Origin of the sequence: Massilia sp. BSC265, assembly GCF_000740675.1 — a bacterium.
Classification (GTDB): domain Bacteria; phylum Pseudomonadota; class Gammaproteobacteria; order Burkholderiales; family Burkholderiaceae_D; genus Telluria.
The window spans coordinates 75363-88491 of sequence record NZ_JPXI01000024.1 but is presented as its reverse complement, the minus strand read 5'-3'; the positions used below and the strand labels follow the sequence as shown (position 1 = coordinate 88491).

Annotated in this window: 17 protein-coding genes; 5 read left to right on the top strand and 12 right to left on the bottom strand. The window is 66.2% G+C overall.

Annotated features, from left to right (window positions below):
- Position 1: 1 nt before the first annotated feature.
- The 9 genes from MA09_RS04990 to MA09_RS04950 form a co-directional block, all read right to left on the bottom strand.
- Positions 2–1078, bottom strand: coding sequence for a class I SAM-dependent methyltransferase (locus MA09_RS04990; RefSeq protein ID WP_036245912.1), 1077 nt, complete (start codon positions 1076–1078; stop codon positions 2–4).
- Complete coding sequence (locus tag MA09_RS04985; protein ID WP_036245910.1) at positions 1072–2778, bottom strand: AMP-binding protein; 1707 nt, start codon at positions 2776–2778, stop codon at positions 1072–1074. Before MA09_RS04985 ends, MA09_RS04990 begins: the two co-directional genes overlap by 7 nt.
- Positions 2771–3316, bottom strand: coding sequence for a membrane protein (locus MA09_RS04980; RefSeq protein WP_036245908.1), 546 nt, complete (start codon positions 3314–3316; stop codon positions 2771–2773). The genes MA09_RS04985 and MA09_RS04980 overlap by 8 nt, the downstream gene beginning before the upstream one ends.
- Before the next feature lie 4 nt (positions 3317–3320).
- Positions 3321–3575: an acyl carrier protein gene (locus MA09_RS04975; protein ID WP_051933206.1), complete on the bottom strand. Its 255-nt coding sequence runs from the start codon at positions 3573–3575 to the stop codon at positions 3321–3323.
- A 31-nt stretch (positions 3576–3606) separates the two neighbouring features.
- On the bottom strand, positions 3607–3861 hold the full coding sequence (locus MA09_RS04970) for a phosphopantetheine-binding protein (protein ID WP_036245906.1): 255 nt from the start codon (positions 3859–3861) through the stop codon (positions 3607–3609).
- The gene (locus MA09_RS04965) at positions 3854–4627 is read right to left on the bottom strand and encodes a 1-acyl-sn-glycerol-3-phosphate acyltransferase (RefSeq protein ID WP_036245905.1); all 774 of its coding nucleotides are present in this window, start codon (positions 4625–4627) and stop codon (positions 3854–3856) included. The genes MA09_RS04970 and MA09_RS04965 overlap by 8 nt, the downstream gene beginning before the upstream one ends.
- Positions 4617–5366, bottom strand: coding sequence for a beta-ketoacyl synthase chain length factor (locus MA09_RS04960; protein ID WP_036245904.1), 750 nt, complete (start codon positions 5364–5366; stop codon positions 4617–4619). Before MA09_RS04960 ends, MA09_RS04965 begins: the two co-directional genes overlap by 11 nt.
- 377 nt (positions 5367–5743) lie before the next feature.
- Positions 5744–6145, bottom strand: coding sequence for an acyl-CoA thioesterase (locus MA09_RS04955; RefSeq protein WP_373887836.1), 402 nt, complete (start codon positions 6143–6145; stop codon positions 5744–5746).
- A 75-nt stretch (positions 6146–6220) separates the two neighbouring features.
- A complete protein-coding gene (locus tag MA09_RS04950) occupies positions 6221–6997 on the bottom strand; it encodes an SDR family oxidoreductase (RefSeq protein WP_036245901.1) in 777 nt (258 codons plus the stop codon).
- Positions 6998–7164: 167 nt separating this feature from the next.
- Here MA09_RS04950 and MA09_RS04945 point away from each other — a divergent pair, with 167 nt between their 5' ends.
- The 5 genes from MA09_RS04945 to MA09_RS04925 all read left to right on the top strand — a co-directional run bounded on the left by MA09_RS04945 (position 7165) and on the right by MA09_RS04925 (position 11118).
- Positions 7165–8841 carry an electron transfer flavoprotein-ubiquinone oxidoreductase gene (locus MA09_RS04945; protein WP_200883031.1) on the top strand — a complete coding sequence of 559 codons (1677 nt, stop codon included), beginning with the start codon at positions 7165–7167 and terminating at the stop codon, positions 8839–8841.
- 10 nt (positions 8842–8851) lie between these two features.
- A complete protein-coding gene (locus MA09_RS04940; RefSeq protein ID WP_036245896.1) occupies positions 8852–9799 on the top strand; it encodes an alpha/beta hydrolase in 948 nt (315 codons plus the stop codon).
- A gap of 83 nt (positions 9800–9882) precedes the next feature.
- Positions 9883–10071, top strand: coding sequence for a hypothetical protein (locus tag MA09_RS04935; protein ID WP_036245894.1), 189 nt, complete (start codon positions 9883–9885; stop codon positions 10069–10071).
- Positions 10072–10196: 125 nt separating this feature from the next.
- A complete protein-coding gene (locus MA09_RS25010) occupies positions 10197–10463 on the top strand; it encodes a hypothetical protein (protein ID WP_036245893.1) in 267 nt (88 codons plus the stop codon).
- A gap of 232 nt (positions 10464–10695) precedes the next feature.
- Positions 10696–11118: a hypothetical protein gene (locus tag MA09_RS04925; protein WP_036245892.1), complete on the top strand. Its 423-nt coding sequence runs from the start codon at positions 10696–10698 to the stop codon at positions 11116–11118.
- A gap of 13 nt (positions 11119–11131) precedes the next feature.
- On the opposite strand, the gene MA09_RS04920 is transcribed toward MA09_RS04925, so the two are convergent.
- From MA09_RS04920 to MA09_RS04910, 3 genes are all read right to left on the bottom strand, one after another.
- Entirely contained in the window at positions 11132–11797 is a 666-nt protein-coding gene (locus MA09_RS04920; RefSeq protein WP_036245891.1) for an amino acid ABC transporter permease, read from the bottom strand.
- A gap of 16 nt (positions 11798–11813) precedes the next feature.
- Complete coding sequence (locus MA09_RS04915) at positions 11814–12623, bottom strand: transporter substrate-binding domain-containing protein (RefSeq protein WP_036245889.1); 810 nt, start codon at positions 12621–12623, stop codon at positions 11814–11816.
- Between the two features lie 94 nt (positions 12624–12717).
- Positions 12718–13122: a hypothetical protein gene (locus MA09_RS04910; RefSeq protein WP_036245888.1), complete on the bottom strand. Its 405-nt coding sequence runs from the start codon at positions 13120–13122 to the stop codon at positions 12718–12720.
- Between the last annotated feature and the right edge of the window lie 7 nt (positions 13123–13129).

Here is a 13129-nt window from a genome sequence, read left to right as displayed (position 1 = left end):
GTCATGCCGCCTTCTCGAAGCGCAGCAGCGAATGGCAGTAGCCGATGCCGTCGCGCGCGGTGACCAGCCTCAATCCCGCGGTCTCGGCCAGGCGGATATAGTCCGCACTTTCGTACACCTTGCTGTTGCCGCTTGCCATGACATTGAAGTATGGCGAGGTATTGATCAGGCAATAGGCGGCGATGTCGTAGCGCTGGCGGTCCCAGAAGGTGTCGAGCACCAGCACCTGGCCGCGCGGCGCCAGCGCCTCGGCCACGCGCCGGAAGATGCCGGCGATCGCCCTTTCCGAGAAACAGCTCAGGAACTGGCTCATCCAGACCAGGTCCATGTCGCCCGGCAGTGCGGCGCCCTCGTCGAGCAGGTCCGTAGGGTGCAGGCTGGCGCGCTCGCGCAGGCCGGCCCGGCGCAGGTTTTCCTCGGCCACCGCCAGCTGGCCCGGCAGGTCGACCAGGTGCAGGACGACGCGCTCGTTGGCCGCCAGCGCGGCCAGGCTGAACTTACCGGTATTGGCGCCGATGTCCATCAGGCGGCGCGGCGCGCTCGCGAACACGTCCGGCATGATCTCCGGAAAGGAGGTGTCGGAGTAATAGTGGTCGAAGGCGAGCCAGCTGGTGCGCGCCGGTTCGGGCAGCTGCGACAAGCCCTGGTACAGCGTCGGCCAGTCGCCGAACACCTTCAGGCCGAGCGGCTTTTCGGCGTCCAGCGTGTGTTCGAGCTCGAACAGCGCCTGGTAGCAGACGTCGTGGTTGAAGTCGATGTTCACCTGGGTGATCGGGTCGGTCAGGATGACGAAGCCGGTCTTGTCCAGCACATAGCGCCCCTCCTCCAGGTACACGACCCCGGCGGACAGGCATGTCTCCAGCACCACCTTCAGCACGTAGGGCGTCCAGCGGCCTTCGGCCGCGAGCTGCTCCACCGTCAGGCCGGTACCGCCGGCATCCGCGATCGCCTGCAGCATGCCGCGCTTCCAGGCGAAGCGCACGCACTGGAACACGACTGGGGCAAATGCGATCTTCTGGGCTTCGAAGCGGGCGTCGAAAGCGCTCTGGCGCTGCGGCGAGAATTTTTTGTTCAGCATGCTCGGGTCTGGGTCAGAAGGATGCGGCCGCTGGCATGGGCGCCGGCGTCCGAGAAGTAGCGGAACTGGAGCTGGCCCTTGGCACTGTCGTGCACCAATTCCAGCCGTACCGGCTGTTCCGGCCGGATCATCTGCTGGAACTTGAGCGCATGGATGCCGCCGAAGGAAGGTCCGAGGCCGAAATACTGGCGGCCATAATGGATCGCCCAGTCCACCTGCACCACGCCCGGCAGCACCGGGGCGACGCTGAAGTGGCCGTCGAAGTACAGCAGGTTTGCCGGCACGCGCAGTTCCAGCAGTACGCGTGAAGCAGCCTGTTCCTGCGCCTGCTCCACCAGGCGCAATTGCGGGTAGCGCGGACGCTCGTCCAGCAGGGCCAGCAGGGCCGCCTGGGTGGTCTTTCCCTGCGCATTCACCGGCATGTGGTCCAGATAGCGCCAACGGCGCGGCAGGGCGACCGCCTCGATGCCGTCGGCGAGCAGCGTGCGCAGGCGCCGGCTGAGGGCACTGCGCCCCTCCCCGCCAAGCACCGCCTGCCCTGCTTCGCTGGGCACGACGAAGGCGGCCAGCACCTGGCGCCCCGGCGCGGGCACCGGCACCACCCTGGCTTCGCTCGCCAGGCCGCCGGCGAGCAGCGCGGCCTCGATGGCGTCGAGCGAGATCCGCTTTTCCTCGATCTTGACGATACGGTCGGCGCGTCCGCGCAGCAGGAAGCCGCCGCGGCCGGCTTCGGCGCGGTCGGCCAGACGCTGCCAGCCATCCGGGCCGGCATGGTCCGACTGCACTTCGAGCAGGCCATCGGCGCCGAGGCGCCACTGTACCCCCGGCAGCGCTTGCCAGACTTCCCCCAGAGGGCGCCGGCGCCAGGCAACGCCGCCGGTCTCCGAGCTGCCGTAGACTTCGATCGGCGCCTGCCCCAGCAGCGCGCCGGCATGCTCCGAGGCCTCCTGCTCGAGCATGCCGCCGGACGAGAACACGGCGCGCAGCTGGCGCACCGCGCCGCGCCAGTCGAGGTGCTCCGGCAGGCGTTTCAGGTGGGCCGGGCTTGCCAGCAGCACGCAGGGTCGCTCGGCCAGCGCCGGCGCCAGGGTTTCGGGGAATTCGTGACGCGCCGCGTGCACGGGACGGCCCTGGGCCAACGGCCACAGGACACGGAACAGCAGGCCGTAGATGTGCTGGTGCGAGACGGTCGAGACGATGGCGGCGGCCCCCAGGCCATACCCGAACTGGACTTCCAGCGCCGCGATTTCGCTGGTCAGCTGCGACAGACGCTTCGGAATCGGCACCGGCGCGCCGGTGCTGCCCGAGGTGAACACGACCAGCGCGGGAAAGTCCGGCGCCGGCGGCGCCCATTCGCCCTGCCAGTCGTCGCCGATGCCGGGAGACTGTGGCGCATGCTGCGCCGGAAACTGGCCCCAGAAGGCACCGACCCGGGCGTCGAGCGCCGTGCAGGTGGCGGACAGGACGTCGGCGCCGAGCCACACGGTCTTCCCCGACAGCCAGGCACCCAGCAGGCTGCCTGCGAACTCGAGGCTGTCCTCGTGGTACAGCGCCACCTGTGTGGCGGGCGTACGATGGCCGAGCGCAGTCCAGGCGCGCACGCGCGCCAGCAGCGCGCGATGCATGACGGGCTTGCCGTCGCGCCAGCCGGCCAAGGCCTCGGGAGAGCGGGTGGCGATCGAGTAGAACAAATCAGGCATGGTGCAGCCGCTTGAAACGCATGCGCAGCAGGTATTCCCCGCCGAACATCAGAGCCATCAGGATGTAGGCGATCACGCCGTTGTACAGCGACCAGACCGCGTCGGTTGCGAACAGCGCAGTGCCCAGGGCAAGCGCGCCGTTCAAGACGAAGAACACGCACCAGGCCAGGGTCACGCGCCGCGTATAGGCGACGCCTTCCGGGGGCAGGACAGGCTCGCGCAGGCGCGCCAGGCGCTCGGCCACCGGCATGCCGGACACCAGGCTGGCGCCGAAGACGGCCAGCAGCGCGCCATTGACCAGTACCGGGTAAAGCTTGAGCGGCAGCACGGCGTTCGACGCCACGGCCAGCGCCACCAGCACCAGGGCGCCGCCCGCGGTCCAGCGCGCCGCGCTGCTCCCCCGCATCATCGGCACGCGCGTTGCCGCCGCCAGCAGCAGCAGTCCCGCCAGCCAGCGCGGTTCGACGCTATCTTGGCCGAGCCAGATCGCCAGAGGATAGGCCAGCGTCAACGCGGCGGCCAGGACGTTCCAGAACACCGGGTCAGGCCGCCTGCTCTTCGGCCAGGCCGGCGAGCGCGACCACCACGTCCTCGATGGTGCGGATGGTCTTGAACACTTCCGGCTGCAGGCGCTTGCCGGTCATCTGCTTGAGCTTCACGGCCAGGTCGACGGCGTCGATGCTGTCGATGTCGAGGTCGGCGTACAGGTTGGACGCCGGGCTCAGGGAGGCGCGGTCGAGCTCGAACATCTCCGCCAGCAGGTCGGCGACCCAGGTGAACAGTTCGTCGCGGTTCATGTCGTTGATGCTTACCATGGCCATTCCTTCCTTACTTTTTGCGGTTCGTTTCGATCATCGCGGCCAGTGCGCGCACCGAGGCGAAATGGCGGCGGGTTTCCTGGGACTCGGCCGCCAGGGTGATGCCGTAGCGCTTCTGCAGCGCCACGCCGATCTCGAGCGCGTCGATCGAGTCGAGCCCCAGGCCCTCCACGAACAGCGGTGCTTCGCTGTCGATGTCTTCCGGAGTGAGGTCCTCGAGCTGCAGGACGTCGATGATCAGTGCTTTCACTTCCTGTTCAAGCATGGTGCTGGCCTTCTTTCATAAAGAACTGTTGCAGGTATTTGGTGAGGCGGCGGGCGGCCACGACCTCGCTCATGTCGTCGCTCCGATAGCTGTCCACGCCGATGTCGTCCCGGACCTCGATCCGGAAATGCGCCTGGCGCGGCGGGACGTGCCACCATTTGTCGCCCTTGCCCAGGGTCGGCGGTTCGCAGCGGATGAGCACCGGCGTGATCGGACGCGCGCCGCGCACCGCGACGTTCGCCGCGCCGCGCTTGAGTTCTGGCGTGCCGCTGCGCGGGGAGCGGGTCCCTTCCGGGAAAATGATCAGGTTGCCGCCCGCGCGTAGCGAAGCGATGCAGTCGTCGATCAGCTCGGGGCCGCGGTCGTTGCAGATGTAGCCGGCAGCGCGCACCGGGCCGCGCGTGAACGGGTTGTTCCACAGTGCGCCCTTGACGATGCAGTCGGCATTCGGCACGAAGGCGATCAGGAACACGGTATCGATCAGGGTTGGGTGATTCGCCAGGATCAGCTGGCCCTTGCGCTCGAGCTTGTCTAGCCCGCGCACTTCATAGCGCAGCACGCCGAGCCCGCGCATGATGCCCACGAAAGCGCGGAAGCTGGCACGGATCGTCGCGCGGGCGGCGCGCTTGCGCGCTTCCGGAGCGCGGATGCACAGGGCCAGCAGCGGAAATGCGATCACGCGCAGGAACAGGCCGCCGATGCCGAACAAGGCGAAACTCAGGCCCGTGGCGAGCACGCGCCAGGCATGGTCGAGTCTAGCCAGCATGGCGGCTCCAGGTCCAGCGCTTGCCGCCGGCGTCGCGCACTAGGGAGGCCTGGGTGCCATGCTGGAAACGCAGCAGGTCGAGCCCACCGGGCAGGCGCGAGGCCCCGGCATCTGCATGATCGCCGCGGGCGCGCCAGGAAAGGCGCAGCGTGTCCGGACCCGCGCCGGCGGACACCATGACCCAGGCGAAAGCGAAGGGCTGCTCGTCGCAGTCCTCGAACTGGCGCAGGGGCTCGGGCAGCACGGTGTCGCAGGCGACCAGCAGCACCATCGGGGCGCCATCCGCGAGCTGGCCGCAGGCGTCGATGACCGCATGTTCGATGGTGGCACTGCCGGCAGCCAGGGCCACGTGGTTGGCGCGGTCGCTGCGCGCGATCGAGAACAGGCCGGCGCTGGCGTTATGCACGGCCAGGCCGAAGGCAGTCGGGGACAGGGGCTCGCCGTGGGCGAGGTCGCCGAGCAGTTCCACCGCTCGCGCCACCTCTCCATGACGCGAGCAGAACACGGTCGGCACGTCGCGCCGCTCGCCCAGGCACTCGAAGGCCACTTCCAGCGCCATGCGGCCCAGGAAGCCGGCACGGCGGCGCAGCATGGCCGGCATTGCGGCCACCTTCGGTTCCTCGCCCGGGACCAGGGTCCAGGGCGCGCACGCCCACTCCGCCCAACGTTGCGAGCTGCCCAGGCCGGGCGCCCACGCGGCATGACGCGCGATGGAAAATACGACCTCTGACTCGACCATGACTCGCTCTAAAGATGTGAAGCGCACGATCTTGCGCTCTGGAAAATTGAATGGAAATTATAATCGCTCGATTTTCTTCCGTAGGACCGGTCTTACAAATCTCGACTGATTTGCAACAGCTCCCACACTGGTTTTGTGACCAAAAATCGACGAGGCGGCGATGATGCCACAGGACGGCAGGGGGAAATCTCTCGGAATGTCACGACAATCCCAGAAATTGCCCTGTCCGTGAGCGAGCTCAACAGAAAATAAAATGTAGGAGCTGGACTACACGAATCGCCCCGCCGCATGGGCGCTTGGAAGCAGCGTATTCATCCGACTGCTGCCTGTGGATCCCGGCCTTGCACCGGGACTTTCGTGCTATTGCAACTACGGCACTATTCTGCCGGTGGCAGCAGTGCCCTCAGGCGATCCGGCAGCGGCCTAGATTTCTCTGCCTTGAAGTCGATCCACACGACCTTGGCGCCGCCCTCGGCGTGCAAGGCGCCGGCCTGGCCGTCCGGGCCGACCAGCCGGATCTCGTGCGTGACTTCGATGCTGGAGCGCCCCGGGAGGCCGACGTAGGTGCTGACTTCGATCTCGCCCGGATAGGTCAGCTGCTTCAGAAAACTGCAGTAGGCATTGACGATGACCGGCCCCTCGGTCGACGCGGCCGGGTCCGGCAGCGCCCCGCCTTGTTCCAGCCACGCGATGCGGGCCGATTCGATGTAGCGGAAATAGACGGTGTCGTCGACGTGACCCATCGCATCCATGTCGCCCCAACGGATGGGCATGCGCATTGTATGGACTAAGCGAGGCACGAACTGCTTGTTGCTCATTGCTTCCTTGATTGCTTGTTGCTGAACCTGTACTGCTTACTGCGCCGTCATGCCGTCGTCGGCCGTGATCACGGCGCCGTTGATGAAATGGGCCTCGTCCGCCGCCAGCAGCAGCAGGAGCCCGTCGAGGTCTTCCGGCCTGCCCGTGCGCTTGCGGGGCAGCATGTCGATCAGCTTGCGTCCCTGCTCGCTGTCGAAGTAGTCCTCGTTCATCTCGGTGGCGATGTAGCCGGGGCAGATGGCGTTGACGTTGATGCCGTACTTGCCCCACTCCACGGCCATCGCCTTGGTCATCTGCACCACGCCGGCTTTGCTCATGCAGTACACGCCGATCTGCGGCAGCACCCGCAGGCCCGCCACCGAGGCGATGTTGACGATGCGGTGCTGCTTGCGCGGGTCGCCCTTGACGCGCTGGATCATGCGCTTGGCCGCCTGCTGCGCAACAAAAAAGGCGCCGCGCAGGTTGGTGTCCATGATGTAGTTGTAGTCGTCCTCGGTGACGTCGAGCAGGCGCTGGGTATTCGAGACGCCCGAATTGTTCACCAGGATATCGATCGGGCCTGCCTCGGTCTCGGCGTGCGCGATGGCCGCCTTGATCGACCCCAGGTCGGTGACGTCCAGCCGCACCACGTGCGCGGCGCCGCCGTCGGCCTCGATCTCGGCGCGCAGCTCCTTGAGCCGCTCGACCCGGCGCGACGCCAGCACCACCTGCGCCCCGGCCCCGGCCAGCGCCTTCGCGAAACGCGCACCAAGGCCGCTCGACGCGCCGGTGACCATGGCGATTTTTCCTTCGTAATTGACTTCGATGCCCACGCGGCTCCCCTTCCCCAGTCCGGTTGTGAAGGCACCATGATTACACAAATCATCAGTATTAGATTGCCGCATCTAATAATGTCCGTAAAATGGCGCCCAACGTTGCAATCGGCGGCAAAAAAGCGCACACTCGTGCTTAAATTTTTCATTCTTATTAAAATAACCATATGACTGAGCCAACCAACATCCTCGAACAATACGGACCGCGTGAAGCGATGGAGTACGACGTGGTCATCGTCGGCGGCGGCCCGGCGGGCCTGTCGGCGGCGATCCGCCTCAAGCAGCTGGCGGCAGAAAAGGGACAAGAGGTCTCGGTCTGCGTGCTCGAGAAAGGCGGCGAGCTGGGGGCCCACATCCTGTCCGGCGCGGTCATGGACCCGATCGCCCTGAACGAGCTGATCCCGGACTGGAAGGAAAAAGGCGCGCCGCTGCACACCCCGGTCACCGAGGACCAGGTGCTGTTCCTCACCGAGGCCAAGGCGATCAGGACCCCGAACTTCATGGTCCCGAAGATGCTGACCAACCACGGCAACTATGTGATCTCGCTGGCCAACGTGGTGCGCTGGCTGGGCCAGCAGGCGGAAAGCCTGGGCGTCGAGATCTTCCCGGGCTTCCCGGCCGCCGAAGTGCTGTACAACGACGACGGCTCGGTCAAGGGTGTCGCCACCGGCAACATGGGCGTCAAGCGCGACGGCGAGCCGGGGTCGGACTTCCAGCTGGGCATGGAGCTGCACGCCAAGTACACCCTGTTCGCGGAAGGCTCGCGCGGCCACCTCGGCAGGCAGCTGATGGCCAAATATGACCTGAACAAGGGCAAGGACCCGCAGACCTACGGCATCGGCATCAAGGAACTGTGGGAGATCGATCCCAGCAAGCACAAGCCGGGCCTGGTGATCCACACCGCCGGCTGGCCGCTGGATAACAGCACCTACGGCGGCTCCTTCCTGTACCACCTGGAGAACAACCAGGTGGCGGTGGGCTTCGTGGTGGGCCTGGCCTACCAGAACCCCTACCTGTCGCCTTACGAGGAATTCCAGCGCTACAAAACGCATCCGGCGATCCGTCACTTCTTCGAAGGCGGCAAGCGCATCTCGTATGGCGCGCGCGCCATCACCGCAGGCGGCCTGCAGTCCCTGCCGAAGACCGTGTTCCCGGGGGGCGCCCTGATCGGCTGCGACGCCGGCTTCCTGAACACCAGCCGCATCAAGGGCAGCCATGCCGCGATCAAGACCGGCATGCTGGCCGCGGAAAGCGCGTTTGCCGCGCTCGGCGAAGGCCGCCAGCACGACGAACTGGTGTCCTATCCTGCGGCTTTCGAACAGTCCTGGCTGCACGAAGAGCTGCACGTCGCCCGCAACTTCAAGCCATGGATGAGCAAGGGTCTGTACATCGGCACCATCATGACCGGCATCGACCAGATGGTCTTCCGCGGCAAGGCGCCCTGGACGCTGCACCACAAGCATGCCGACCACGAAGCGTTGCGCCCTGCCTCGCAGTTCCAGCCGATCGCGTATCCGAAGCCGGACGGCAAGCTGACCTTCGATCGCCTGTCCTCGGTGTTCATCTCGAACACCAACCATGCCGAAGACCAGCCGATCCACCTGACGCTGAAGAACCCGAGCATCCCGGTGGACGTCAACCTGGCCAAGTACGCGGGTCCCGAGCAGCGCTACTGCCCGGCGGGCGTGTATGAGTACGTCAAGAACGACGACGGCAAGGACCGCCTGCAGATCAACGCGCAGAACTGCGTGCACTGCAAGACCTGCGACATCAAGGATCCGACCCAGAACATCGTCTGGGTGACGCCGGAAGGCGGCGGCGGCCCGAACTACCCGAACATGTAAGAGGGCCGGAATGCGAAACCTGGCTTCGCGTCTGCGCGCCGCCCTGTTCGGCTGTGCGCTCGCCGTGCCGTTCGCCGCCGCAGCTAGCGACGAAGGCTTCCGTACGGCGGTCATGCTCGATCATCTGCACGGGATCGATGCCAACGTCACCTACCTGAAGGCGAGCGGGCAGGAGCTCAAGCTCGACGTCTTCCTCCCCGACGACCGCAGCGGTCCGCCGCAGCCGGTGGTGCTGCGCTTCCACGGCGGCGGCTGGGTGGCCGGCAACCGCGAAGGCTCCGCCATGGCGGCGCTGCCCTGGGTGCAGATGGGCTTTGCGGTGGTGAACGTGAGCTACCGGCTGGCCGATACCGCGCCGGCCCCCGCCGCGGTCGAGGACACGCTGTGCGCGCTGCAGTGGGTGGGACGCAATGCGAAGAAGTACAACTTCGACCTGGCGAAGGTGGTCACCACCGGGCAGTCGGCGGGCGGCCACCTGGCGCTCACCACGGCGATGATCCCATCGGATTCGTCCTTCACCAACCAGTGTGCGGCGAATGGGGTCACCTGGGCTGGACCGTATCAGAACCCGGCGCCGAAGGTGGCCGCCGTGGTCAACTGGTTCGGGATCACCGACGTCGCCGAGATGCTGCAGGGACCGAACGTGCGCTCCTATGCGGTGGCCTGGTTCGGCAGCATGCAGGGGCGCGAGCAGCTGGCGCGTGCGCTGTCGCCACTGAGCTACGTACGCCCGGGCGGGCCACCCGTGTTCACGATCCATGGCGACGCCGATCCGCTGGTGCCGTACGCCCATGGCGTGCGCCTCAAGACGGCGCTCGACAAGGCCGGCGTGAAGAACGTGCTGTACACCGTGAAGGGTGGTGGACATGGCGGTTTCCCGGCCGAGCAGCAGGTCGCGGCCTACGAAGCGGCGCGCGAGTTCCTCCGCGGGCTCGGCATCGCGCCGAACAGCCGTTAAGCACGCCAGGGCGCCCGAGCGCCCCTCCCAGGACAATCGGCCTAAGATGGGGCTTCCACCACATCTGACGCAAGGAGGCTGTCATGGCTGACAACAAGGTGAACGACGCGAATCCTACCGGGAGGAGCCTGACCGACGTGCAACTGGACGACTTCGACGTCGACCGCCAGCGCGAACGGCTGGAGCGCAGCCGGCCAGGCAAGCCGCAGTCCGACCGGAACCAGGACTCGCAACAGTCCGGCGAGCAGTCGCAACAGCAGGACACACGCTAGCCCCTTCCCTTTTCTACGGATGACTTTGTACGGGCTGTCCTACGACAGCCCCTTCCCGATTCCGATTGTCCCTGCCTGCGAGAGGTCTATCATCGAGCCATCGACACTCTCACAAGGAGCTTGGCATGGGTGAAAACAAAGGACATGGTATCAAGGGGCCGCGCCACGACGATGACGTGGACGACCTCACCATCAACACCGCGAGCGGCGAGATTGCCCAGGGTGGCATGCAACAGTCGAGCAACATGCATCCGGGGCAGCAGCAGGACAGCATGCAGTCCGACCAACTGCAGGGCAACCAGCAATCGGTTCAGGGCGGCAGCCAGCAGGCGGGACAACAGCAGGACCAGCAGCAAGCAGGTAACAAGCAGTCGGGACAAGGAAGCCAGTAACACCGCAATCGTTCAACCCGGGCGCAGCAGCGTCCCTTACCTCGCACGACGCGCACCGACGCGAGCCTGGCTTGCCGCGGTGCGCGTCTTCTTTGCGCCCTGCTTTTGCTTGGTGTTTCCGCACGGCGACCGCGTCCGACCGCTCCTGCGCCCGCACCGTACGGATGCCGCTTGCGGCTACCACCAGGAAGACTAAGATGATGTTCTCACTTCCCACATCGAGGAGACGAACATGAGTGGCAATCAACAAAACGAGCAGAAGCAATCCACGCCGGACAATACCGTCAATGATCCGCTGAAGGACCTGGCGGCCACCAATGGCCAGGGCCAGCAGTCGGGCGACCAGGGCAGCCAGCAATCCGGCCAGCAGCAGGACGTCGCGCAGGGCCAGGATGGACAGCAGGCCGGCCAGCAGGAGGCGGGACAACAGCAGATGGGCAGCATCGACCAGGGCAGCATGCAGTCGGAGGGAGGCGGCAGCCAGCAGTCCGGCCAGCAGGGAAGCGGCCAGCACGCCTCCGGCGGCACCCCGGCACTGGACGACTTGAGCGGCCAGAACCAGAACGAAAGCGCCCAGCAGGCAGCCGAGGCCTTCAACCAGCAAAACGACCAGGGCGGCGGCAACGAGGGCGGCGGCCAGCAAGGCAAGCGCTAAGCGCTGCTCGCGTTCAGCGCGTCACATGTGCTCTGTTCAGACGCCGCTCCGCGCGGCGCTGGATCGCCTCGAAGAACAGGCTCAATGCCCAGTAGATGCAGGCCGCCGCGATGTACAGCGGCAGCGGCTGGAAGGTCACCGCGATCACTTCCTTGGTTGCCAGCATCAGCTCGGTCATGGTGATCACCGACACCAGCGAAGTATCCTTGATCAGGCTGATGAGCGTGTTGCTCATCGAGGGCACAGCAATACGCAGCGCTTGCGGCATGATGATATGGTGCAGGGTCTGCCAGTAACCCAGTCCCAGGCTGAAGCTCGCGCGCCACTGCCCTTCGCTGACGGCGCGGATCGCCCCGCGCAGGCTCTCGGACAGGTAGGCACCCGCGTTCAGCGACAGCGCCAGCACGCCCGCCGTCACCGGCGTGAATTCGATACCGACACTCGGCAAGCCGTAATAGATGACGAAGATCTGCACCAGGAGCGGCGTGCCGCGCATGAGGCTCACGTACAGGCTCGCCGGCAGGCGCACGACGGCCCAGGGCGCAATGCGCATCAGCGCCACCGGCACGCCGATCGCCAGCCCGCCCATCATCGATGCCACTGCAAACAACAGGGTGTAACTCGCACCCGTGAGCAGGGTCGGCGCCGCTTCGCGCAGCAGCGCGATCAGGTCCACCATGTCGAGGGGCACGCCTTTACTGGGCCGGGCGGCTGGCGTCGGTGCCGAACCAGGTGAGCGACATCGCCTTCAGGGTGCCGTCGGCCGCAGCGTCCGCCAGGATCTTGTCCACCGCGGCCTTGAACTGGGGATTACCCTTGCGGAAGGGGATGCCCATGCGCTCGGGCGCGCCGACCCGGGCGCCGGCCTTGATCGGCAGCGGCGAATGCTTCAGCAGGTAAGCCACCATCAGGCTGTCGTTGAGCGCCGCGTCGATACGCCCGAAGGCCAGGTCCTGCAGGTTCTCCGGCGCAGCAGGATAGCTTTTCACCTCGACGCCCGTGACCGCCTTGACCTGCTGCTCGAACACGCTGCCCTGCCCCACCCCGACCTTCTTGCCCTTGAGGTCATTCAGGGTGGTATAGATGGCGCGGTCATTCTTGCGCACGATGAGCTGGGGAAAGGAGTAGGTATACGGACGCGAGAAATCGAAAGCCTGCTCGCGCTTGGCCGTGATGCCCACCTGGCTGACGATGACGTCGTACTTGCCGGCCGCGAGGCCGGCCAGGATGGCGGCCCATTCGGTGGTGACGAATTCCGGTTTCAAGCCCAGCTTGCCCGCGACCAGGCGCGCGACGTCGACGTCGTAGCCGGAGAGCTGTCCGGTCTTCGGGTCCTTGAAGTTGAAGGGCGGGTAGGTGCCTTCCATGGCGATGCGCAGGGTGCCGCGCGCCTTCGTCTCCGTGAGCAGGTCGGCGGCGTGGGCCGGCGCGAGGGCCGACAGCGACGCCACGAGCGCCAGGCCGAGTACGGCACGGCGTGCCACGAAATGCGAATGCTTGCCCATCAAATCGTCTCCGTCCAGGTTGAGCTGACTTTATAATCCGCCGACTTTACCCCAAAGCTGTGCCGGCGGGAAGCATTGTGGGGCCGGTCGGTCCTCAGAACCTGCGGCCGCGCGATCCGAAGGGATGGCCGACCACGAGGGTGGTGCTGGCGACCAGCGTGGAGAGGCCGAGGATCAGCTGCACCAGTTTGTCGTCCGGGAGTACCCAGACCTGGCCGCGCGGCGGCTCGGCGCCGGTGGCGGCCACGATCAAGGGTGCGATCCAGTCGGCCTCCGCTTCGACGTCGAGGATCACGGCATCGCCGGTGGTCTGCATATAGACGTCGCCGCCTTCGGCCAGCGTGAAGCAGATGCCGACGCCGCTTTCGGTCGGCTTCACCAGTTCCTGCAGGGCGCGGTTGTGCTCGTCGATCCAGAGTTCGACGTCCTGCGGGGTTTCCAGGGCGGTCCAGGGACGGGGGCGGAAGCGCGGCTGCGGCGTATCGGGTGGCAGGTTCATGTAATGC